General features: G+C 50.1%; 22 protein-coding genes. 19 read left to right on the top strand and 3 right to left on the bottom strand.

Annotated elements, in window-relative coordinates:
- Positions 1-320: 320 nt before the first annotated feature.
- The 11 genes from nrfA (at position 321) to crcB (ending at position 12,186) form a co-directional block, all read left to right on the top strand.
- A complete protein-coding gene (nrfA, locus tag EOJ37_RS01490; protein ID WP_127956920.1) occupies positions 321-1,757 on the top strand; it encodes an ammonia-forming nitrite reductase cytochrome c552 subunit in 1,437 nt (478 codons plus the stop codon).
- A 41-nt stretch (positions 1,758-1,798) separates the two neighbouring features.
- The gene (gene nrfB / locus EOJ37_RS01495; protein ID WP_127956923.1) at positions 1,799-2,416 is read left to right on the top strand and encodes a cytochrome c nitrite reductase pentaheme subunit; all 618 of its coding nucleotides are present in this window, start codon (positions 1,799-1,801) and stop codon (positions 2,414-2,416) included.
- Positions 2,413-3,084 carry a cytochrome c nitrite reductase Fe-S protein gene (gene nrfC, locus EOJ37_RS01500; RefSeq protein ID WP_127956925.1) on the top strand — a complete coding sequence of 224 codons (672 nt, stop codon included), beginning with the start codon at positions 2,413-2,415 and terminating at the stop codon, positions 3,082-3,084. The genes nrfB and nrfC overlap by 4 nt, the downstream gene beginning before the upstream one ends.
- The gene (gene nrfD / locus EOJ37_RS01505; protein ID WP_127956927.1) at positions 3,081-4,031 is read left to right on the top strand and encodes a cytochrome c nitrite reductase subunit NrfD; all 951 of its coding nucleotides are present in this window, start codon (positions 3,081-3,083) and stop codon (positions 4,029-4,031) included. The genes nrfC and nrfD overlap by 4 nt, the downstream gene beginning before the upstream one ends.
- 38 nt (positions 4,032-4,069) lie before the next feature.
- The gene (gene nrfE / locus EOJ37_RS01510; protein WP_170174621.1) at positions 4,070-5,758 is read left to right on the top strand and encodes a heme lyase NrfEFG subunit NrfE; all 1,689 of its coding nucleotides are present in this window, start codon (positions 4,070-4,072) and stop codon (positions 5,756-5,758) included.
- On the top strand, positions 5,746-6,129 hold the full coding sequence (locus EOJ37_RS14595) for a cytochrome c-type biogenesis protein CcmH (RefSeq protein WP_240651649.1): 384 nt from the start codon (positions 5,746-5,748) through the stop codon (positions 6,127-6,129). The genes nrfE and EOJ37_RS14595 overlap by 13 nt, the downstream gene beginning before the upstream one ends.
- Positions 6,126-6,704 carry a TPR domain-containing protein gene (locus tag EOJ37_RS01515; RefSeq protein WP_127956929.1) on the top strand — a complete coding sequence of 193 codons (579 nt, stop codon included), beginning with the start codon at positions 6,126-6,128 and terminating at the stop codon, positions 6,702-6,704. The genes EOJ37_RS14595 and EOJ37_RS01515 overlap by 4 nt, the downstream gene beginning before the upstream one ends.
- A gap of 362 nt (positions 6,705-7,066) precedes the next feature.
- Entirely contained in the window at positions 7,067-7,795 is a 729-nt protein-coding gene (locus EOJ37_RS01520) for an oligogalacturonate-specific porin KdgM family protein (protein ID WP_162473640.1), read from the top strand.
- A gap of 41 nt (positions 7,796-7,836) precedes the next feature.
- A complete protein-coding gene (locus EOJ37_RS01525; RefSeq protein WP_127956933.1) occupies positions 7,837-10,068 on the top strand; it encodes a right-handed parallel beta-helix repeat-containing protein in 2,232 nt (743 codons plus the stop codon).
- A gap of 197 nt (positions 10,069-10,265) precedes the next feature.
- On the top strand, positions 10,266-11,651 hold the full coding sequence (gene cysS / locus EOJ37_RS01530; protein ID WP_127956935.1) for a cysteine--tRNA ligase: 1,386 nt from the start codon (positions 10,266-10,268) through the stop codon (positions 11,649-11,651).
- A gap of 154 nt (positions 11,652-11,805) precedes the next feature.
- Positions 11,806-12,186: a fluoride efflux transporter CrcB gene (crcB, locus tag EOJ37_RS01535; protein ID WP_127956937.1), complete on the top strand. Its 381-nt coding sequence runs from the start codon at positions 11,806-11,808 to the stop codon at positions 12,184-12,186.
- A 145-nt stretch (positions 12,187-12,331) separates the two neighbouring features.
- Here crcB and EOJ37_RS01540 read toward each other — a convergent pair whose 3' ends face one another.
- Both EOJ37_RS01540 and EOJ37_RS14370 read right to left on the bottom strand, forming a co-directional pair.
- A complete protein-coding gene (locus EOJ37_RS01540; RefSeq protein WP_127956939.1) occupies positions 12,332-13,123 on the bottom strand; it encodes a hypothetical protein in 792 nt (263 codons plus the stop codon).
- Positions 13,124-13,125: 2 nt separating this feature from the next.
- Complete coding sequence (locus EOJ37_RS14370) at positions 13,126-13,266, bottom strand: hypothetical protein (protein WP_155522470.1); 141 nt, start codon at positions 13,264-13,266, stop codon at positions 13,126-13,128.
- Positions 13,267-13,630: 364 nt separating this feature from the next.
- Here EOJ37_RS14370 and EOJ37_RS01545 point away from each other — a divergent pair, with 364 nt between their 5' ends.
- A complete protein-coding gene (locus tag EOJ37_RS01545; RefSeq protein ID WP_127956941.1) occupies positions 13,631-13,927 on the top strand; it encodes a YfcZ/YiiS family protein in 297 nt (98 codons plus the stop codon).
- Between the two features lie 131 nt (positions 13,928-14,058).
- The gene (sixA, locus tag EOJ37_RS01550) at positions 14,059-14,532 is read left to right on the top strand and encodes a phosphohistidine phosphatase SixA (RefSeq protein ID WP_127956943.1); all 474 of its coding nucleotides are present in this window, start codon (positions 14,059-14,061) and stop codon (positions 14,530-14,532) included.
- A gap of 121 nt (positions 14,533-14,653) precedes the next feature.
- Here the strand turns inward: sixA and smrB are convergent, their stop codons facing one another.
- A complete protein-coding gene (gene smrB, locus EOJ37_RS01555) occupies positions 14,654-15,181 on the bottom strand; it encodes an endonuclease SmrB (protein WP_127956946.1) in 528 nt (175 codons plus the stop codon).
- Positions 15,182-15,436: 255 nt separating this feature from the next.
- Between smrB and prmB the strand changes: the two genes are divergently transcribed.
- The 6 genes from prmB (at position 15,437) to EOJ37_RS01585 (ending at position 21,602) form a co-directional block, all read left to right on the top strand.
- The gene (prmB, locus tag EOJ37_RS01560) at positions 15,437-16,378 is read left to right on the top strand and encodes a 50S ribosomal protein L3 N(5)-glutamine methyltransferase (RefSeq protein WP_127956948.1); all 942 of its coding nucleotides are present in this window, start codon (positions 15,437-15,439) and stop codon (positions 16,376-16,378) included.
- An 81-nt stretch (positions 16,379-16,459) separates the two neighbouring features.
- A complete protein-coding gene (gene aroC / locus EOJ37_RS01565) occupies positions 16,460-17,542 on the top strand; it encodes a chorismate synthase (RefSeq protein WP_127956950.1) in 1,083 nt (360 codons plus the stop codon).
- A gap of 16 nt (positions 17,543-17,558) precedes the next feature.
- Positions 17,559-18,386, top strand: a complete 828-nt coding sequence (gene mepA / locus EOJ37_RS01570) for a penicillin-insensitive murein endopeptidase (RefSeq protein ID WP_127956952.1) — start codon at positions 17,559-17,561, stop codon at positions 18,384-18,386.
- 91 nt (positions 18,387-18,477) lie between these two features.
- Positions 18,478-19,272, top strand: a complete 795-nt coding sequence (locus tag EOJ37_RS01575; RefSeq protein WP_127956954.1) for a TSUP family transporter — start codon at positions 18,478-18,480, stop codon at positions 19,270-19,272.
- Positions 19,273-19,345: 73 nt separating this feature from the next.
- Entirely contained in the window at positions 19,346-20,248 is a 903-nt protein-coding gene (locus EOJ37_RS01580) for an acetamidase/formamidase family protein (RefSeq protein WP_127956955.1), read from the top strand.
- Positions 20,249-20,258: 10 nt separating this feature from the next.
- Complete coding sequence (locus EOJ37_RS01585) at positions 20,259-21,602, top strand: APC family permease (RefSeq protein WP_127956957.1); 1,344 nt, start codon at positions 20,259-20,261, stop codon at positions 21,600-21,602.
- Positions 21,603-21,931 lie beyond the last annotated feature (329 nt).

Here is a 21,931-nt window from a genome sequence, read left to right on the forward strand (position 1 = left end):
CGCGTTTTCACTGATGTTCAATCAGTCAGCAATCACCTTAAGCGCAAAACCCATATTTTGGCTGGAAAAGCCGTTACAGATTAAAAAACAATCAACTTGTTAGCTTAAATAATCATCAAACAACCTGTTAGTTCACAAATTTGACCAAATATTCTGTATGAGTTTATTTAACTTGATTAAGAACAATAATTTTTTTTTGCCATATGTTATCCATATCACATCTTTAATATCAATAAGATACTCATCTCAGTTTTCACTCGTCAGTCAAGATTACGATACCAGGATGAGTTATCGTCGCCCTAACCGCCTAATTTGATGAGATGCTTATGCTTAAGCTACACCATATACCGCTACTGTTAACCGTCACTGGTTTGGGGTTATTGCCATCAAGCCTGTTGGCACAAGCCAATGCCCCCCAATCCACAGCAACGATTGAAACCCGAAGTGAACGCTTCGCCACCAACCTGCCAGATCAATATCAGTCATGGCGTGCCACCGCTGAACAGTCAAAACAAGTTGATGCGCTGGCAGAAGATCCGCGATTGGTGATCTTGTGGGCCGGTTATGCCTTCGCCAAAGATTACAACAAACCACGCGGACACGCTTTCGCGCTCACTGACGTGCGCGCGACGCTACGCACTGGAGCACCGAAAACAGCCGAAGATGGGCCATTGCCGATGGCCTGCTGGAGTTGTAAAAGCCCAGATGTCGCACGGGTGATTAACCAACAGGGTGAAGAGCATTATTTTCGTGGTCAGTGGGCGCGTGGCGGGCCAGAGATCGTTAACCCGTTGGGTTGTGCCGACTGCCACAATACCGCCTCTGCCGCCTTTAAGCAGGGCAAACCTGAATTAACACTATCACGCCCATATGCTGATCGGGCGATGCAATCCTTAGGTAAATCGTTTCACAGCGAAGGACGCCTCTCACAGCAATCGATGGTTTGTGGCCAATGCCATGTTGAGTATTACTTCAGCGGTAAAAATAAAGCGGTGAAATTCCCGTGGGATCAGGGCACACGCGTTGATGATATGGAGGATTACTACGACAAACTCAATTTCTCGGATTGGGTACACCCGCTGTCAAAAACACCGATGCTGAAAGCACAACATCCCGAGTTTGAGACTTGGCGTGCCGGTATTCATGGCAAGAACAATGTCACCTGCATCGATTGCCACATGCCTAAAGTACAAAACAGCGCCGGTAAAGTGTATACCGACCACAAGATTGGTAATCCATTTGATAATTTCGACCAGAGCTGTGCCAACTGCCATACACAGGACAAAGCCAGCCTGCAAGCAGTGGTTGCGCAACGTAAGCATGATGTCAATGAGATCAAACTAAAAGTTGAAGATCAATTAGTTCACGCGCATTTTGAGGCAAAAGCTGCCTGGAGTGCTGGCGTTTCCAGTGCTGAAATGCAACCGATCCTACAGGATATTCGCCATGCGCAATGGCGCTGGGATTACGCCATCGCCTCGCACGGTGTACATATGCACGCCCCTGATGTCGCATTACGTGTGCTTGCCACTGCACTCGATAAGGCAGCCTCAGCACGTACCAAACTTGCGCGCGTATTGGCAACTAAAGGCATTAGCCATGAAATTGCCCTACCCGATATTTCCAGTAAAGAGAAAGCACAATTGGCGCTAGGCATGGATATGCAGCAACTGAATGCAGAAAAGCAGCAATTCCTTAACACGGTGGTTCCTCGCTGGGATGAGCAGGCGCGTAATGCTGGGTTACTGGGTAAGTGATCCGCTGGCGTCCGTTTAGCATTAAAGATTATGGAGTCAATATGCGCGTATTGCGTTCGTTACTAGCTTATGGGGTTTTGCTTTGTGCTGTCGTGCTGTCATCATCACTGGCATTCGCTGCCGCTAGCCACGCTGTTTCAGCAGACAAACACCCAACTTTGCCGGCAGAAAACAGCCAGCATGGTAGTACACCAAAAAACCTGGGTGCTGAATTGCAGCGTAATCCAGATGATGCCTGCCTGCGCTGCCATAAACCGGAAAAACGCGGGATGCATGGTAAGCATGGCAATGCGATTAATCCCAACACTCATCTCCCGGTGACCTGTACCAACTGCCACGGCAAGCCTTCTCCTCTACATCGAGAAAAGGTGAAGGATGTAATGCGCTTTAATCATCCGATGTATGATGCGGCGACACAAAACAGCGTCTGTATGTCTTGCCATCAGCCCCAGGCGTTGCACAACGCATTCTGGCCACACGATGTGCATTTGAGCAAAGTCGCTTGCGCCAGTTGCCATCAATTACACCCACAACAAGATCGCATGGAGAAGCTGAATGATAAGACGCGGATCAAGATCTGCGTTGATTGCCACAGCCAGCAGCAACAGGATGCCAACTTCAACCCGGCCGCTGTGCGCTTTGGTAAGGAGTGGCCATGAGTTGTTCTCGACGTCGCTTTATTACTGGTGTCGGAGCCTTGGCAGCCAGCGCGGTAGCGGCAGAAAAGGTACTGGCCTACAGCATGAATATCAATGGATTGCGTTACGGCATGGTACATGATGAGTCACGCTGTATCGGCTGCAATGCCTGTATGGCGGCCTGTGTTGAAGTAAACCAGGTGCCGGAAGGGGTTTCACGTTTAACCATTATTCGCAGCGAACCGATCGGTGAGTTTCCCGATGTGAAATATCGCTTCTTTCGCCACTCCTGCCAACATTGTGAGCAGGCGCCCTGCGTAGATGTTTGCCCGACCGGCGCTTCCTTTCGGGATGCTGCCACCGGGATTGTCGATGTCAACCCAGATCTCTGTGTCGGTTGCCAATACTGTATTGCTGCCTGCCCTTACCGGGTGAGATTTATTCATCCCGTCAACAAAACTGCTGATAAGTGTGATTTTTGCCGTAAGACTAATCTGCGCCAAGGTAAGTTGCCGGCCTGTGTGCTCTCCTGCCCGACCCAAGCGCTCACGTTCGGCAACTTGGATGATCCCAACAGCGACATTTCACGCCTATTAAGGAAGACAACAACTTACCGCTATAAAATTGCGCTCGGCACGCGTCCAAAGGTGTATCGTGTGCCGTTTAAGTTTGGGGAGATCAAACAATGAGTGCTGCATTCCATTTTGACTCCCTGGTGTGGGACTGGCCAATCGCCATTTATCTGTTTCTGATTGGCATCTCTGCCGGTTTAGTGACGTTGACTATTCTGCTACGCCGCTATCACCCCGATCAGGGCGGTGCGCAAAGCCTGGTGCTACGCACCACGCTGATTATTGCCCCCAGTTCGATCTTGCTCGGCCTGCTGATCCTGATCTTCCACCTCACCCGTCCGTGGACATTCTGGAAACTGATGTTTCATTACAGTGTGACGTCAGTGATGTCGATGGGGGTGCTGCTGTTCCAACTCTACATGTTAGTGCTGGTGATCTGGCTGGCGTTAATTTTCCGTGATCAGCTTAGCGAGCTACAACAGCGCTGGCTACCCAGGCTTGGCTGGTGTAGCCGCCTGTTAACCCGCTGCTTGCCGCTGTTGCGCCCGATTGAGACCGTGATGCTGGTGTGTGCCGTGCTGCTGGGCGCTTATACCGGTTTTCTGCTGTCAGCACTGAAATCTTACCCGCTGTTGAACAACCCCATATTACCGGTACTGTTCCTATTCTCAGGGCTATCCTCCGCAATCGCTGTAGCGCTATTGGTTTTTGCCATCCGTGCCAAACAGCAAGATCTACACCACCCAGAAGTCACTTTCCTGCATCGGTTGGAGACTCCGGTTGTGTGGCTAGAGATCTTTCTGTTAGCTGCCTTTTTTATCGGGTTATGGCTCGGTGACGACGGTAAGGTACGTGCATTGTCTGCCGCACTGGGTGGTGGCTTCTGGAGTTGGTGGTTCTGGATCGGTGTCGTTGCTGTCGGTTTACTAACCCCGCTACTGCTGACACTCTGCCACTGGGGAAAAACCCGCTGGCAACTGTTGTTGATCAGCAGTTGTAGCCTGATTGGCGTGTTGATGCTGCGTTACTTTATCCTCTATGCTGGCCAGATGACGGTCGCTTAACCGGTGCTCGACCGGCATCACAATATAAGGCGGTAAACGTGCGGTTGTGGTTACCCGAACTGGGTTTTTCAGCGTTATTGCTCGCGTGTGTTGCGTCACTGCTGCTGGCAGTGGTGACGCTGTTTTTGCCGACTCACCACCGCAGGCCACTGTTACCTGTGCGCCGGTGGATCGGCGCGATTTTTCTGTTGGTGGCACTCGCCTTTCTGCTGCTGTTAATGTTGTTTATCGCTAATGATTTTTCGGTGTTGTATGTCGCCCAACATGGGCATCACCAGTTGCCGAATCTGTTGAAAATCGGTGCGCTCTGGGGGGGGCATGAAGGCTCACTGTTATTATGGCTATTGTGTCTGGCTGGCTGGTCTGCTGCTTTTGCGCTATCGAACCGTACCAACCAGGAGCTATCCGCCACCACGTTAGCGCTGCTAGCACTGATGATTGCCGGTTTTCTGATCTTTATTCTGCTCTATTCAGATCCGTTTGCCAGGCTGTTACCACCCGCACTGGAAGGACGTGATCTCAATCCGATGTTGCAGCACATTGGTCTGATCTTGCATCCGCCACTGCTCTACCTAGGTTACGGTGGTTTCGCTGTCTGCTGTGCGCTGCTGCTATCCGCCCTGATCAAAGGCGAATTTAGCCGCCAAATCGCACACCAAGCGCTGCGTTACGCCTCTCTGGCATGGTGCTTTGTTACCGCTGGCATCATTCTTGGCTCTTGGTGGGCATACAGTGAACTCGGCTGGGGAGGATGGTGGTTTTGGGATCCGGTTGAGAACGCCTCTCTGCTGCCTTGGTTAACCGCCACCGCACTATTACACAGCCTCGTGGTTAGCCAACGCACCGGTGGGTTGATGCATTGGTCGCTGCTGTTAACTGTGGTGACATTTATCCTTAGCCTGCTCGGAACGCTGATTGTGCGCTCTGGCATCTTGACTTCGGTACATGCGTTTGCGCTGGATGAGCAGCGTGCTTTTCCATTACTGGTGCTGTTTACTCTGTTTAGCAGTGCAGCACTGCTGATCTATGCACTGCGTGCTTGGCGCATCCAGCAATCCGCGCCCGCAGCACAATTACGGCAACTGGCGGTGCTGCTGTTGGGCAGTGCGGTGGCGGTGATTGTGCTGTTTGGCACGCTCTACCCGATGTTTTACCGTTTGATGGGCTGGGGGCAGATCTCTGTTGGTGCGCCCTATTTCAATCTCGCTCTGTTGCCGTTTGGTCTGTTGGCGCTGCTGCTGATCGTTGTCAGTTCATGGCGTTCACTCCCGCAGTGGATTGCGCACTCCGGTGTGTTGCTGGTTGCATCCGGTATCTTGTGTTCTACGCTGCTGCAACGTGAAGTGAGTGTCAATATTGCGTTAGGAGAGACGGTGAAACTGGTGGATTATCAGTTTACCTTCCGTTCGATCAATCTGCTGTCACAGGGCAATTTTATTACTGAACAAGCGGTGATCGAGGTGACACGTCAAGAGCAAGCAGTGACTCAGTTGCTGCCTGAACGCCGTTTTTATACTGTACGACGGCAGCAGATGTTTGAACCCGGTATTGCTTGGAGTTTGCTACATGACTGGTATGTGGTGCTGGGGGAAAAACTGGGCGAAGATCGTTACGCAATGCGTTTTTATCTGCAAACCGGCATTCGCTGGATCTGGTGGGGAGGAGGATTGATGATTATCGGTGTATTAGCCGCGCTCTGGCAACGGAGAAAACCATGCGTATCCTGATGATAATGCTGTTCTGCTGTTGGCTGGCGCCTGCGCTGGCTGATATCGTCGATACTTGGGCATTCTCTTCAACTGCGATGCAGAAAAAGGCATTGTCAATCGCAGGGCAAATACGCTGTCCACAGTGCCAGAATCAGAATGTGCTGGAATCTTCAGCACCGGTAGCGGTAGCAATGCGCCATGAGATTTTCACTATGGTGGAGCAGGGCAAGAGTCGCCATGAAGTGATTGCCGCCATGACAGAGCGCTACGGTAATTTTGTCCGTTATCAACCCGCATTGAGTGCCAACACGTTGGCGCTTTGGCTGCTACCAGGGCTGCTATTGGCTGCGATCAGTTGGCTGTTGTGGCGAGCTAGGAGCCGCCGATGAGACAACATTTTCAACGACTGTCGATTGGCGCGGTGTTGCTAGTCACGCTCAGCCTCTATCTGGGGAGCCAACGTCACCGGCCACTGATCAGCGCACAGCAACAGCAGACGTTGAGGCAACAAACGGCTACAGCCAGCGAAGCCGATGCTGTTCTGCTGGCGTTGCAACAAAAAATTGGTCAACAGCCCCAAAATGGCGTGTTATGGGCCGAATTGGGGCAATTTTACCTCTACCAAGATGAGTTTGAATTGGCATTTTCCGCCTATCAACAAGCACTACTGCTACAGGGCGACAATGCCGAAATTTACGCTGCACTCGCCACCGTGCTCTATTACCAAGCCGGGCGACAGTTAACCACTCCCGCTGCTCGTTACTTGGAGCAGGCGCTGCAACGTGACCCTAATCAGGTCTCTGCCTTGATGTTACAAGCAAGCAACGCTTTTACTCAGGGTGATTACCCACAAGCCAGCCGCTTATGGCAACGTCTGCTTGATAGCCGTGCTGCTCGGGTTGATTACCACCAGCTAGTCGAAGCGATTAATATGGCAAACATGCTGGCTCAACAGCAACAGTAGCGGCCTGTTTCCGGCAGCCCGCCAACTGACTGATTCAGCTCTCCTGTTGGTTACGCGCTCTATTCTCTACCTTGGTGTAGATGTAACAAATACTCAACTACGCCCCCCTAACGACTCGCCTCACTGCACTTTCGGCAGCACAGAGATCGGCCAATAGCCCACCGCTCTATTTAGAGATGTCATTAAAACAAATAATATCAATATCTTAAATTGTACCAATAAAAATTATGAGCAAGCACACAAATAAAGAACATTAAACCTTATTAAATGAAATAATGTTTTATTTTTGTGTTTTAGATCTCTTATTTTTTTTGAAATGTGATGCACCATGTCTGGCATCACTCAATAAAAGGGGTAGCTTTATGAAATTCAGCCGTGTTTTTACCTTATTATCGCTCTGTTCTGTATTGGTATCCGGCACACTGCAAGCAACCACAATTGACTATCGCCATGAGTACCTTGCTGATACCGAACAACACGCCGATCGCGTGAGGATCTCTCACCGTTTTGCCAATCAGTTAGGCTTCGCGTTAGAGGCGAAATGGGGTTCAAAATCCAGTAGCGGTGATAGTCGGTTGTTCGAAAATAATTACGCGAAAGGGCATGAGTTTGAACTGAGCTACAGTTATAAATTCGATGATCGTTTGACCCTCACACCGGCGCTGGTAATGGAGTCTGCATCAGAAGCAGCCACTTACAAGTCACAAGTAAAGGCCATCTACCTGTTAACCGAGAGGTTATATACTGGCGCACGCTACCGTTACGGTATTCAGAACTACACTTCCGCCGCGCGTGACAATCGCCATTATCATCAAGGTAACGTCTATCTTGGCTACAAGTTTGGCTGGGCTAATCTTGAGTATGACTTTGAGTACAAAGATACCGATTACCCCAGTTTACGCGGCAAACAGCGTACTTATCTGCACAATCTGGTGATGCAGATCCCGGTCAATAAAGAGTGGGTTCCCTATGCAGAATTAGGCTATCTGCCATACCGGAATGATGCTAAAGGTGGCTACACTAACGGCAGCACCAAGTACGATAACGACTTTCAGCTTCGTTATCGTGTTGGTGTGAAATATAACTTTTAGCTCACTATTGGCAGAATAACGGAAAACGCAAGAGGATCACTATGAAGCGCACTATCTTGGCTCTGGTTGGCCTACTGTCTGGTGGTTTAGCCGTTGCGACTGATCAGTGGCAAGCACTGACCTTCGGTCAATCAACCGATCTCAATTTCTCTACCAATGTGCTGCCAAGTAAAGTTGGCGTCAATCGAGTCACACTGAACAACGGAAAGGTATTGCCGATGGGGCAACCTTCCCCGCTCTCGGCTTCATTTGTCATCGAAAGCCGTGGCGGTAAGCTCGCCAATTCACACGACGGTATCACCTTATTTTATCGCCAGATCCCTGCCGACCACGCTTTCGTTCTGGAAGCCGACATGACGCTGCTGCAATTCGGCCCAGAAAATGGCAAAACGCCTAATGGCCAAGAAGGCGCTGGTTTATTGGTGCGTGATAGTGTCGGCCCTGCACGGTTAATGCCGCAGCCGTTGGGGCACGAAGAGTTTCCTCATGCAGCCAACCAGTTATTAAATGCCGCATTGACTACCAACAAAGCCAACGACAACGTGATCAACCTGGTCTCAGTGCAACGCGATGGTGTGCTGCAAGCCTGGGGTAATGCCAGGATAGCGATTGAGCGTAAACCTTACCAGCAAGCGATTGACTATCGCCAACAACCTTTGCGCTTGAGGCTTGAGCGCAATGCTGCAGGTTATCTGCTCTCTTGGTTTGATCGCTCAGGTAAATTGCAGGCACAACAAAAAACCGCTGATCGCCCCGGTTTTCTGACCACGCAGGATAGCCAATATGCTTATGTTGGCTTTTTTGCTGCGCGTAACGCAACAGCACAGTTTGATCATGCCAAACTGACCATCGGCGAAAAAATTGTTAACAACAAATTGGCACCTTCACTGCGTAGCAAGCAACCTATGGCTGAACTGGAGCAATTATCGCCCGAATTTAGCTTCACGCCACATTATGTGTTGCAACTACGCCCCAATTACGCTGGTCAGATCGTTTACCATACTAAATCGATACCCGCCAAAGCAGGTGAATTTATACAGCTACCCACTGCACTCACTGCCGGTGTTAACACCTTGACGGTCAGTTATCTTCCCGATGAGGGGCCAAATGCTGGTAACAGGCTAGAGATGACATTTCCGGTGCAACTGCTCACTGCCACAGTGGCTGACAGCTCAGTGATCTATGCCTCTGCTAACGGCTTAGCCAGTAACCCAGGTACCCTACAGGCACCGGTAGATGTTGCTACTGCACTGTTGCAACTGCAACCCGGGGGAACCATCTGGCTGGCTGATGGCCAATATCCCGGTTTTAATCTGCCGGCCAGCCAGAGTGGGTTGCCGCAACAACCGAAACGCTTACAAGCAATCAATCGCCATCAGGTCAGCTTTACTGATACGCCTTCACGGCTAAATGCCAGTTACTGGATCCTGGAAGGGCTGGTGTTTGATGGCAATCCAGAGGGTTCGCTCACCAGTAACCGCTCAGCTTTTTTGCGCGTTGCCGGTAGTCATAATCGACTGGAGCGTTTGATAGCGCGTAATAATGCTGATACCGGCTTCTGGATCAGCGCAAATGGCGTTCATCGCAGTCCCAGCTTATGGCCAGCACATAACTGGGTACTGAACAGTGACTCCTACAATAACCGTGATGATTCCGGGATCAATGCTGATGGATTTGCCGCCAAACTCGGTGTTGGCGTCGGCAATCTATTTGATGGCTGTCTGGCACATCACAACGCCGATGACGGCTGGGATCTGTTCAATAAAATTGAGGATGGTCCGAATCAGCCGGTCACCATTATCAACAGTGTCGCCTATCGCAATGGTTTGCCATTTGGACATAAAGCCCCCCCCGGCACTATTGGTAATGGCTTCAAGTTGGGTGGCGAAGGACAGCCGGTTGCCCACATTATTCATCACAATAAAGCGATCGCCAATAATATGGATGGATTTAGCGATAACTTTAATACCGGCTCGTTGCAGTTAACTGATAACCTGGCTATTGATAACGCGAGATACAATTTCATCGTGCGCAATAACCCTTACCCGAATAGCACCACCAGGGTTACTTTTCTCGACAATCACTCACTGCGTAGTCAACCACATCAATTGGCTGACTTTTTAGGTCAGCAGGTCAATGTAATACACTCGCCCTCCTTCACCGACCAGCAACGCGACTTGACAACACAGTGGCAAAGCGGTGTAGCCATGCTGGAATTTAGCCGTGATCAGCAAGGTAAATTATTGATAAATAAAAAATCAGATACTGACTAGCTAGCGTTAATAACAGACACAGGGACGTGTTCTGTTACTGTCGGTAAAACACACAATCCCCCGCCCCGTGCTGCAATTGACTGTTGAAAAAACATCCAGCCCCTTCCCTCAGTTAATGCTGAGACTTGCAATAGTGCGCTCTTCACGGTTCAATAGACTATCATTCTGCTAAATTTCGCACTCCATGGAACGTTCTGATGCTAAAGATCTTCAATACCCTGAGCCGCCAAAAAGAGACTTTTAAGCCCATCGATGCTAACAACGTGGGCATGTATGTCTGTGGGGTGACGATTTATGATTTATGCCATATTGGCCACGGTCGTACCTTTGTTGCTTTTGATGTCGTCGCGCGTTACCTGCGCTATCTTGGCTATTCACTGCGCTATGTGCGCAATATCACCGATGTCGATGACAAGATCATTAAGCGTGCTGCCGAAAATGGTGAAAGCTGCGACCAACTTACCACGCGTATGTTGGCAGAAATGCACGCCGATTTTGATGCATTACTGATCGAACGACCAGACGTTGAACCGCGCGCCACACAGCATATTGCTGAAATTATCGCGCTCACCCAAAACCTGCTTGATCGTGAACATGCTTATGTTGCCAGCAATGGTGATGTGATATTCGCCATCGACAGTGATGCCAATTATGGCCAATTATCGCGACAAGATCTTGAGCAGTTGCAAGCTGGGGCACGGGTCGAAGTCGATGAGGTAAAGCGCAATCCGCTCGATTTTGTGTTGTGGAAAATGTCCAAACCTGGTGAGCCAAGTTGGTCATCACCTTGGGGGCCTGGCCGCCCTGGTTGGCATATCGAGTGTTCCGCAATGAACTGCAAACAGTTAGGCACCCATTTCGATATCCACGGTGGCGGTTCTGATTTGATGTTCCCGCACCATGAGAATGAGATCGCCCAATCCACCTGTGCGCACGACGGCCGTTACGTTAACTACTGGATGCACTCAGGCATGGTAATGATCGACAAGGAGAAAATGTCAAAATCACTGGATAATTTCTTTACCATTCGTGATGTGCTCAATCACTATGACGCAGAAACTGTGCGCTACTTTTTGCTGTCGGCTCACTATCGTAGCCAGTTGAACTACAGCGAAGAGAACCTGAAACAGGCTCGTGCTTCATTAGAACGTCTGTACACTGCGCTGCGCGGCACTGATGCCAATGCACAACCGGCTGGTGGTGAAGCATTTGTTACCCGTTTTCGTGCCGCAATGGATGATGATTTCAACACACCGGAAGCCTATTCGGTGCTGTTTGATCTGGCGCGCGAAATCAATCGGCTAAAAGCAGATGATCAGGCAGCAGCCAGTCGCCTTGCAGCCGAATTACGCCAGTTGGCAAACGTGCTCGGTTTGTTGCAACAGTCACCGGAGCAGTTCCTACAGGCCACAATACAGCGTGATCAAAGCGAAGTGGCAGAAATTGAAGCATTGATTAAGCAGCGTAATGACGCACGTAGCAGCAAAAACTGGCCTCTGGCTGATGCTGCGCGTGAACGGCTTAATCAGATGAATATTGTGCTGGAAGATGGTCCACAAGGCACCACTTGGCGACGTAAGTAAGCGCTGTCGCGACATCTGCTACCCGTGAGTCGAAGCTGACTTAATCGTTAGCGAAATCTACTCTGGCCGCCTTGCTACGCTAGCAAGGCGGTTCAGTTCAGTGCAATTATCCGCGCATTTTTTGTAAGTCACATCAATGGTGAGAGTGTTAATTATGCCGAGTGCATTACTGGCAGTATTTATCGGTGGTGGTTTAGGCAGTGTGTTACGTTGGTCACTCAGTTTGAAGCTGAATCCGTTACATCCGCATATTCCGCTCGGTACACTGGCAGTAAATCTGCTCGGCAGTTTCATCATTGCATTGGTACTGGCACTGATCACACGCCTTGAGCATATCGATCCCTTTTGGCGTTTACTGCTGATCACCGGCTTTTGTGGTGGACTGACAACCTTTTCTACCTTTTCACTCGAAGTGGTTCAACTGATCCAGAGTGGGCGCTTTATCTGGGCACTGACTAATGTACTGCTCAATCTGCTCGCTTCAATCACCATGACGCTGTGCGCGTTTATTGTGGTGAGGGTGTATCTGGATTAATCCTCTTTGCAGGTATTGCGCTGCCGGTTTGTTCACCCGATTTAGAGACAGACAGCGCTCGGAAACCACAAGTGACAGCGAGCATATGCGGATCAGCAACGCTGTCCTGCGCCAAAATAGCGACTAATCCTAATCGGAACGGTGATCAATTCATAAACTGTAGATTCAGACCGACGTTGACCTGCCAGCGCGGTTGACCTGGGCCATCGTTGGCGGCTGAACCTTGTCCCTCCACGAAAAAGTTATACATCGTGTTGCCTTGCCGGATCACCTGACCAATACCTAAGCCAAGTGGTACGTTGTAGCTATCATTCTCGAAGTTGTACAGCCAGATCGGTGTTGAACGCAGATAAGTTCCACCACCTAGCTGATAGAACATGAAAGGCTGGAAAGTAGCCGCATTGACATCATCACGTTCATCTTTACCGGCAAAACTGTGCTGCCAACCGGCCAGATAACCATATTGGAACCTAGGTGATGTCGCATCAAAAAAAACCCCGACTAATCCCGCAGACCATTTTTCCGTTCCCAACGCATTATCGCTCGCAGTGGGTAAGGTGAATTGTGGCCCAAAACCGAAACTCATGGTTGGGCTGTTAGTATCAATCAGCCAAGCAGCAAACAGATTGATATCACCCAGCCCAGTTTTGCGTCCGCCATTCGGTGGTGTCGGTAATGTATTGATTGGCAAAGATGCTCGTAGTAACCAGTTACTCTCTCCCAGTGAAAATGGTTGTGCGTAGCGGAACCAGAACTGATTGCCGCTTTTATCGCTAGCACTGATATCACCAAGGTAGAAGTTTTGCATACTCAGCGCACGCATATTGGCTAGCGGGTTGTTAGCCTGCCCGGCTTGCGCGGGTAGTGGTTCATCTGCACTGGCGGCAGAAGCCAGTGATAGTAGGAAAAAACAGGCTAACTTATTGATATTTTTCATTACTATACTCCAGAAGTTAAGTCGAGCGTCGTAGTGGCACCACGTAATATCATCATCATGACTGGACTGATTTCACCGCAGTCAGCGTGCGCGATACCAACACGATCTTGCCCTAGTGAAGGAGAATACCACCCCGTTCGCATGGCGATTGCTGGTACGTAACAGACAACGTAACGGGGTCGTAGCTATGAAAAAACTAGTAGAACTTTGCCAACTTGTCGATCTAGGTCAGGCAACTTGTCGCTATTGCTAGTCTGACGCTTGCATCTTAGATAACGACGGGTATAGTTGCGCCAGAGTCAATGATAAGCGCTTATTCCAGTAGGGTGATTGACTTGCCATGGTGTCGCTGGCGCGAGCTCGAAATCCGCACGGAGTCGCTGTACGCTGCGGTTTCTGCACACTGCCTGTGTCCATAACTGTCCACACTGGCGTTGTCAATCACGCCGACTGGGGTAGGCTCTGCGTTGGCTGGATCCAGCCATAGCCTATGAGGAGATTTGAATCATGTCAGATGCGATCAATAAGTGTAATGCACAAGAAACAGCCGCCTGCTGCTGTGTCGATGTTGGCACTATCATGGATAATACCGATTGTACTGCCAGTTACCGTCAAGTTTTTGCCAATCGACAACAAGCAGAACAAGCTTTAGCTGCACTGACAGAGAAAGCACGTAGTGTTGAATCAGAGCCTTGCCAAATTAATAGCAGCATCATGCCTCTCGCTGAAGGAACTGAGCTGCAGGCTGATTTCACTTTTGCTTGTCAGGCTGAAACACTTATTTTTCAATTGGCCTTGCGTTAAATCTGTCCGATTGTCGATTAATGCATCATGCAATACGCTCTGTCGGCTAAGGTGGAGATGCTGGGCGTAACCCGCTATCCACCTTGGCAGCTAAGGGCGTTGCATTGTCGATCCAACAACAATGGTGCTATATGCAAGTTTTGATTATGCGGCACGGCGAAGCCATGCTGAATGCTGCCAGTGATGCACTGAGGGCATTGACAGCCAATGGCCGTGAAACATCACGTCACATGGCACAATGGTTAAATCAGCAAAATGTGCAGATCGACCATATCCTAGTTAGTCCTTATCTACGAGCCAGACAAACCTTAGAAGCAATGCGTGAGGCGTTAACGCTAACACTGAATGAAGAGGTGCTGCCTGAGTTAACACCGAATGGTGAAGCTGAGTGGGTCAGCGATTATCTACAGCGACTACAACAACAAGGCGTGCGTTGTGTGCTGTTGGTCTCACACCTACCATTGGTTGGCTATTTAGTGGCAGAACTCTGCCCAGCGGAAGCTCCGCCGATGTTCGCTCCCGCCGAGATTGCCGCCGTTGAGTTACCAACCGAGGGGTATGGAAGGCTGCTTTGGCAACTTAACCCAGCCAAACTTCCCCGCTAAGCACATCGATAGGGCGAGCTTGGCGACTGCCGTTTGGCTGCGATAACGCGCTCGCAGGCGATGGTACTGCTGTTAGCAGCGATTGAACGATTGCCAGTCTCGTCTAGCAGCAGGCAGGAGGTTATTCGCTGAGTTCAACCAGTATCAGCAGCGCAGCACTGCCGCCCCATTGCTTTGGAGCCTGATGAAAAGCCAGCACATCCGGATGTTGCGCCAACCACAATGGCGTCTGCTGTTTCAGTACATGTTTTCCATGCCCATGCATCACGCAAGCACAATGTACATGTTCACGTTTACAGGCTGCTAACAATGCGCCCAGCTCCTGCTTCGCCTGCAATTGTGTTAAACCATGCAGATCAAGAAACAGCTCTGGCTGGTAATCACCACGCCGTAACTTCTTCAGTTCATAGTGGCTGTAGTCCGCGCGAACATAGCGGCTGGGGCCATCATCACTCAACTGCGGCTGAAATTCATCCGAAAAATAGAAGCTGGCATCACTCTGCTCCTGTAACAACCGCTGTGGTGGTATCCTCGGCGTTTTTACCGCCGGCACAGGGACAATGGTGTCTTGCCGCAGTGGCTTCGCACCGGCAATCGTCTCTCTAAAGAGCAATAACTCTTCGTTGCTCAATGACAGCTTCTTTTGCATCATAAACCCAGGTAAACAGTTTCAGGACGCCTAGTTTACCCTGCTATTGGTGACTGTCGATGTAAAAATGGTGCGGATAGTACCTTAGTGCGGGTGATTGCTGCTGATTTGTTGTCGGCTTCATGGCAAACTAACCGTTCGTTTGTCGGAGCAGCAAGAGCAATAAGCACGCTTGAGTCAACCGCTGTTGATTCTGTATTCCCCTGTTTTTGCCCTGCTCCACTTGTCAAATTATCGTGCCCGTGGGAGAGCAAATTGGACAAAATTTTCGTTGAAGAAGCCGTTGAGGCGGTCAATGAGCTACATACCATTGCAGATATATTGCGCTGGACAGTCAGTCGCTTTAGTGCAGCCAATATCTATTATGGACATGGAACTGATAATCCTTGGGATGAAGCGCTGCAACTGGTGTTACCCAGCCTCTCTCTTCCACTTGATTTGCCCAGCACTATGCACAACGCGCGACTGGTTCACAGTGAACGGCAGCGTATCGTCGAACGGGTGATCCGCCGAGTCAACGAGCGGGTACCTGTGGCTTATCTGACCAACAAGGCCTGGTTCTGTGGTTTGGAATTCTATGTCGATGAGCGTGTACTGGTTCCGCGTTCACCGATCGGTGAGTTGATCCTACAAAATTTCAGCAACCAGTTAACTCAGCCGCCGCAGCATATTCTGGATATGTGTACCGGTAGCGGTTGTATTGCGATTGCCTGTGCCGAGGCCTTCCCTGACGTACCGGTTGATGCGGTTGACATCTCAAATGATGTGCTGACCGTTACAGAGCAAAATATTCAGGCACATGGTGTTGAACAACAAGTCACGCCGATCCGTTCTGATCTGTTCCGTGATCTGCCGCCAATTACTTATGATTTGATCATCAGCAATCCGCCTTATGTTGATGCAGAAGATATGGCTGACTTACCAAAAGAGTTCTGTTTTGAACCCGAGTTGGCTCTCGCCGCAGGCAGTGATGGTTTGAAGCTAGTTCGCCGTATACTGGCTTGTGCGCCAGATTATCTCAGTGATAATGGCGTGCTGATTTGTGAAGTAGGCAATAGCATGGTTCATCTGATTGAGCATTATCCCGACATCCCGTTTACTTGGCTCGAATTTGCCAATGGCGGCGATGGCGTGTTTATGCTAACTCGGCAACAGTTGCTGGACTGTAAGCAGCACTTTAGCCTTTACCGTAGCTAGCGTGCAGCCAGTCGCTAGGACCTGATGCAATTAACAACCTACAGTAAAAACAACCGACAGTAAAAACAGTAAGGAGCCGTGATGGCAGGAAACAGTATTGGGCAGTTTTTCCGAGTCACCACCTTTGGTGAATCTCACGGTGTGGCGCTAGGCTGTATTGTCGATGGTGTTCCTCCGGGCATCGCATTAACCGAGGCCGATATCCAACATGATCTTGATCGCCGCCGCCCTGGAACCTCACGCTATACCACCCAACGGCGCGAACCTGACCAGGTAAAAATTCTCTCTGGTGTATTTGATGGTGTAACCACCGGCACCAGCATCGGCCTGTTGATTGAAAATACCGACCAGCGTTCGCAAGATTACAGTGCGATCAAAGATCTGTTTCGCCCAGGTCATGCCGATTACACCTACCAGCAAAAATATGGCATTCGTGACTATCGCGGCGGCGGCCGCTCCTCTGCGCGCGAAACTGCAATGCGCGTTGCTGCTGGTGCGATCGCAAAAAAATATCTGGCACAGCAATATCAGGTGGTGATTCGTGGCTATCTGGCACAGATGGGCGACATCAATTGTGAACTGAAAGATTGGCAACAGGTGGAGCAGAACCCGTTCTTTTGCCCAGATGCCGATCAGCTCGAACGCTTGGATCAGTTGATGCGCACGCTGAAAAAGGAGGGAGATTCGATCGGTGCCAAGGTGACCGTCATAGCAGAAAATGTGCCTGCTGGACTAGGTGAGCCGGTATTTGATCGGTTAGATGCCGATCTGGCACACGCGTTAATGAGCATCAATGCGGTAAAAGGAGTGGAAATTGGCGATGGCTTTGCGGTGGTAAATAAACGTGGTAGCGAAAACCGTGATGAAATAACACCTGAAGGTTTTCTGACCAATCATGCCGGCGGCATTTTAGGTGGCATTAGCAGCAGTCAGCCGATCATCGCCCATTTGGCACTGAAACCAACGTCGAGCATCATGGTGCCAGGGAGAACCATCAACAGCCAAGGGGAAGCCATTGAGATGGTGACGCGTGGTCGTCATGATCCCTGTGTCGGTATCCGTGCAGTACCGATCGCGGAAGCAATGATGGCGATAGTTTTGCTCGATCACCTGCTGCGCCAGCGCGCACAAAATGGTGATCCCGTGCGTTCTACAGCGTATTAACGAGAATCTGAACATAATGAAAAAATGGCTACTAGGCTCTGCGGCTTTGATGATCTCAAGCTCTCTCTTTGCCTCGACTCCCTGGCAACAAATTGAGCACCCGATCAAGGGAGCACCGAAAGCAATCGGCAGTTTCTCCAACGGTTGTGTTATTGGCGCGCACACCTTACCGTTGCATTCAGCACACTATCAGGTGATGCGCCCAGATCAGCGCCGTTACTTTGGTCACCCGGATCTGCTGGCATTTATCAAACGCTTTACCAAACAGGCTAACCAGCAGGCATTGGGCACCGTGTTGATTGGCGATCTGGCCATGCCTGCCGGTGGGCGTTTTAGTAGTGGCCACGCTAGCCACCAATCTGGGCTAGATGTCGATATCTGGCTCCAACTACCGAAGCAGCGCTGGACTGAACAGCAACTGCTTAAACCACAGCCGATTGATCTGGTCTCTGCCGATGGTAAGAAGGTACAGCCACAACTCTGGCAACCACAGATCGGCACGTTGATCAAATTGGCTGCACAGGACAGTAAAGTGACGCGCATTTTTGTCCACCCCGCGATCAAGCAGCAGCTATGCCAGGAAGCTGGCAGCGATCGCAACTGGCTGCATAAAGTACGCCCTTGGTTTGGTCATCGTGCCCATATGCATGTCCGTCTAAGCTGTCCGGCAGGCAGCCATGAGTGTATTGAACAACCCGCACCACCCAATGGTGATGGTTGTGGCAGTGAGTTGGCCAGTTGGTTTGAAACCCCGCAACCAAATGCAAACCCGGTTAACACTCCGCCACCAGCACCACCCGCAGCTTGTCAAGCGGTGTTAGATCGCCATTTCACCAATCGCTAATACGTTGTTATCGAAACAGTTAAGTGGACTGGACTGACCGGTGTGGATCAACACCGGTCACCCTTGCTTATAACCTGTAGGCTAATAATTTATGGAACAGTTACTGCTTGAACCCACCCTACTTGGCCTACTTTTTTTAGTCGCACTGCTGGCTGGCTTCATTGACTCTATCGCTGGCGGCGGCGGCCTGCTGACCGTACCGGCACTGCTAGCTGTCGGTGTGCCACCTGCTCAGGCACTGGCAACCAACAAACTGCAAGCGGTAGGCGGTTCCTTCTCTGCCAGTTGGTATTTTGTCCGCCGTGGTGCAGTCGACCTGGCGGCCGAAAAGCTGACTATTCTGTTTACCCTGTTGGGTTCAGTGCTTGGGGCGCTGTTAATTCAGCATCTGCACGCTGATCTACTGCGGCAAATGTTGCCACTGCTGGTGATCGCCATCGGCTGCTACTTCCTACTCACGCCACAACTCGGCCAATATGACCAACAACGGCGCTTGGGCGGATTCGCTTTTGGGCTGTTTGCTGGCGCGATTATCGGCTTTTATGACGGCTTTTTTGGCCCAGGTGCCGGTTCCTTCTATGCTTTAGCTTATGTCACATTGTGCGGTTTTAATCTTGCCAAAGCGACTGCACATGCCAAGGTACTCAATTTCACTTCTAACTTAGGCAGCTTGGTGCTATTTATTATCGCTGGCAAAGTGCTATGGAACATTGGCCTGATTATGTTACTCGGCCAGGTGATTGGCGCGCGCTTAGGTGCCCGGATGGTGTTGAGTAAAGGTCAACGCCTGATTAGACCGATGATTGTGGTAATGTCACTGCTGATCAGTGTCAAATTACTGTATGACAATCATGCTGTTGAAATTCAGCAGTGGTTGGCACATTAGGATATTTCTGGGGCAGACTCTGAATTAACCATTTATACCAAAACAACTTATTAATGATGCTATAGGAATCACCATGGAAAGAATCACTCATACACAGGTGGTATACGCCATGTCGCGTGAGAATGTACCGGTGGCTGAAGTAGCCAGTGGTAGTGATGTCTGTTTTGAAACCTGCGACTGCTTTTCGGATCAGATCGCATCTGAACAGGCGACATTTACTGCCCTAGACTGGGGCCGTATCAATCCGGCTACCGGCCCAGTCTATGTTAAAGACGCACAGCCTGGCGATTTGCTCCGGGTAGAGATTAAGCGTATTACACCACGCAGTAAGCAGGCAGTGATGGTCACGGCGCCTGGTTTGGGGGTGATTGGTGATCAGTTACAACAACCACAAATTCGGATCGTGCCGTTAGAGGCTGATCATGCACTACTGCCTGGCGGCGTGCGCTGGCCATTAAAGCCAATGATTGGCGTGATTGGTGTCGCCCCCGCCGGAGAGCCGGTGCCCTGCGGAACACCCGATGCACATGGCGGTAATATGGATTGCAAAATTATCACTGAGGGTTGTGTATTGTGGCTACCGGTGAATGTAAGTGGTGCTCTGTTTGCACTGGGTGATCTCCATGCCGCGATGGGGGATGGTGAGGTCTCAGTCTGTGGCTTAGAGATCCCGGGTGAAGTGGTGGTTAACTTACAAGTGATTAAACAACGCCAGTTACCCACACCCATGGTGACCACTGCCGATACAATCTACACCCTCGCTTCCGCACTGACACTGGATGAAGCCGCACAATTAGCTACCCGCAATATGGCGCAGTTTGTTGCTGATAACAGCGAGCTGACGCTGGCCGATGCGATCAATCTGTTAAGCATTACCGGTGATTTGCAAATCTGTCAGGTGGTCGATCCACTGAAAACCTGCCGTTTCTCACTGCCTCGCAGTGTTGCAGCACAATTAAATATTCAGTTGGATTAAGGGATTTAGCATGTCTGTAGAACAATTTGGTTATAAACAAGAGTTACACCGTACACTGACACTCAAGGACTTGATCATTTATGGCATGATCTTTATGGTGCCGATTGCGCCGTTTGGTGTGTTCGGCCTTGTTTGGGAGGGTTCACAAGGGATGGTGGCGCTCGCCTATTTGATCGGTATGGTGGCGATGTTCTTCACCGCAATGAGCTACTGGTCAATGTCGCGTGCTTTTCCTGTCTCTGGCTCGGTTTATGCCTACGCACAGCGCGGCATACATGAAACGGTTGGTTTCTTTGCCGGTTGGTTGATCCTGTTAGACTATATTCTGATCCCTTCGTTACTCTATATCGTCAGTGCAGCCGCACTCGGCCCGATTATGCCCACTGTACCGGCTTGGGTATGGATCGTCACTTTTATTGCTATCAACAGTGTGATCAACCTGATCGGTATTCAGTTTACCGCTAAGGCCAACCGTTACATTCTGCTGGCTGAGATTATCATTCTGGCTATCTTTGTGGTATGTGGATTGATTGCGCTCTACTCCGGTGAAGGTGCGGGCGGCTTAACACTAAATCCGCTTTACAATGCCGATAAATTCAGTTTGCCACTGGTGATGGGCGCCGTCTCGATTGCTGTGCTCTCCTTCTTGGGCTTTGATGGCATTTCAACCCTCTCGGAAGAGAGTAAAGGTGGCGTTGATGCGGTCGGCAAAGCCTCGCTGTTCGCACTCCTGCTGGTCGGTTCACTGTTTATTCTACAGACTTGGATTGCGGCTGATTTGGCGATTGGGATGCAATTTGAAAACCTGGATAATGCCTTCTATCAAACCGCGAGTCTGGCTGGTGGCAGTTGGCTGAAACAGGCTACCATCTGGGCGACTGCGCTCTCATGGGGGATCGCTAATGCACTGGTAGCTCAGGCTGCCATTTCGCGTATTCTGTTTGCTATGGGACGTGATCGTCAGTTACCCAGTATTCTGGCAAAAGTCCATCCGCGCTTTAAAACACCTTATGTCAGCACACTACTGGTCGCGGTGATCTCTCTTGGCTCAGGGCTCTATTTTAACGGCAGCATCGATAATCTGGCCCGTCTGGTGAACTTTGGCGCCTTGACCGGTTTCTTCATTCTGCACTTATCAGTGATTAACCACTACATCATCCGGCAAAAATCAACCGATTGGCTACGCCATCTGCTTTTCCCACTGGTTGGTCTGCTGATTATCGGCTTTGTGCTGTACGAAATGGAATGGGAAGCCAAATCCCTTGGCTTGAGCTGGTTAGCCGTTGGCGTAATCTATTACTTGGTACTGACTCAGGTATTGAAACGCAAAACTTCACTCAAATTGAGTGACTAACAGCAGACGATTGCTGCCCACAGTATAACTACAGTGGGCGGCCTGACATCCTCCTGATAGAAATTACACTTTCACCTTATTTCTCACCTGTGATAAAGCCGAGAACACGGCACCAGCCAGAGATCACGCTAGGGTAGATCTCTGGCTAGCACTTTGCTTTATCACTGCTGTGTTGGCGTCAATTCACTACCTTCACACTACAACCACACTGCCAAAGCGATTACGCATAACAACTATCACCAATTGAAATTATAAAAAACACAAATAAACATTTTATTCACACAAGTTTGACAACGAGTTTACCTTAAAATATATTACTTCATAGTTTA

It is taken from the genome of Serratia microhaemolytica (assembly GCF_004011885.1).
Lineage (GTDB): Bacteria > Pseudomonadota > Gammaproteobacteria > Enterobacterales > Enterobacteriaceae > Serratia_G > Serratia_G microhaemolytica.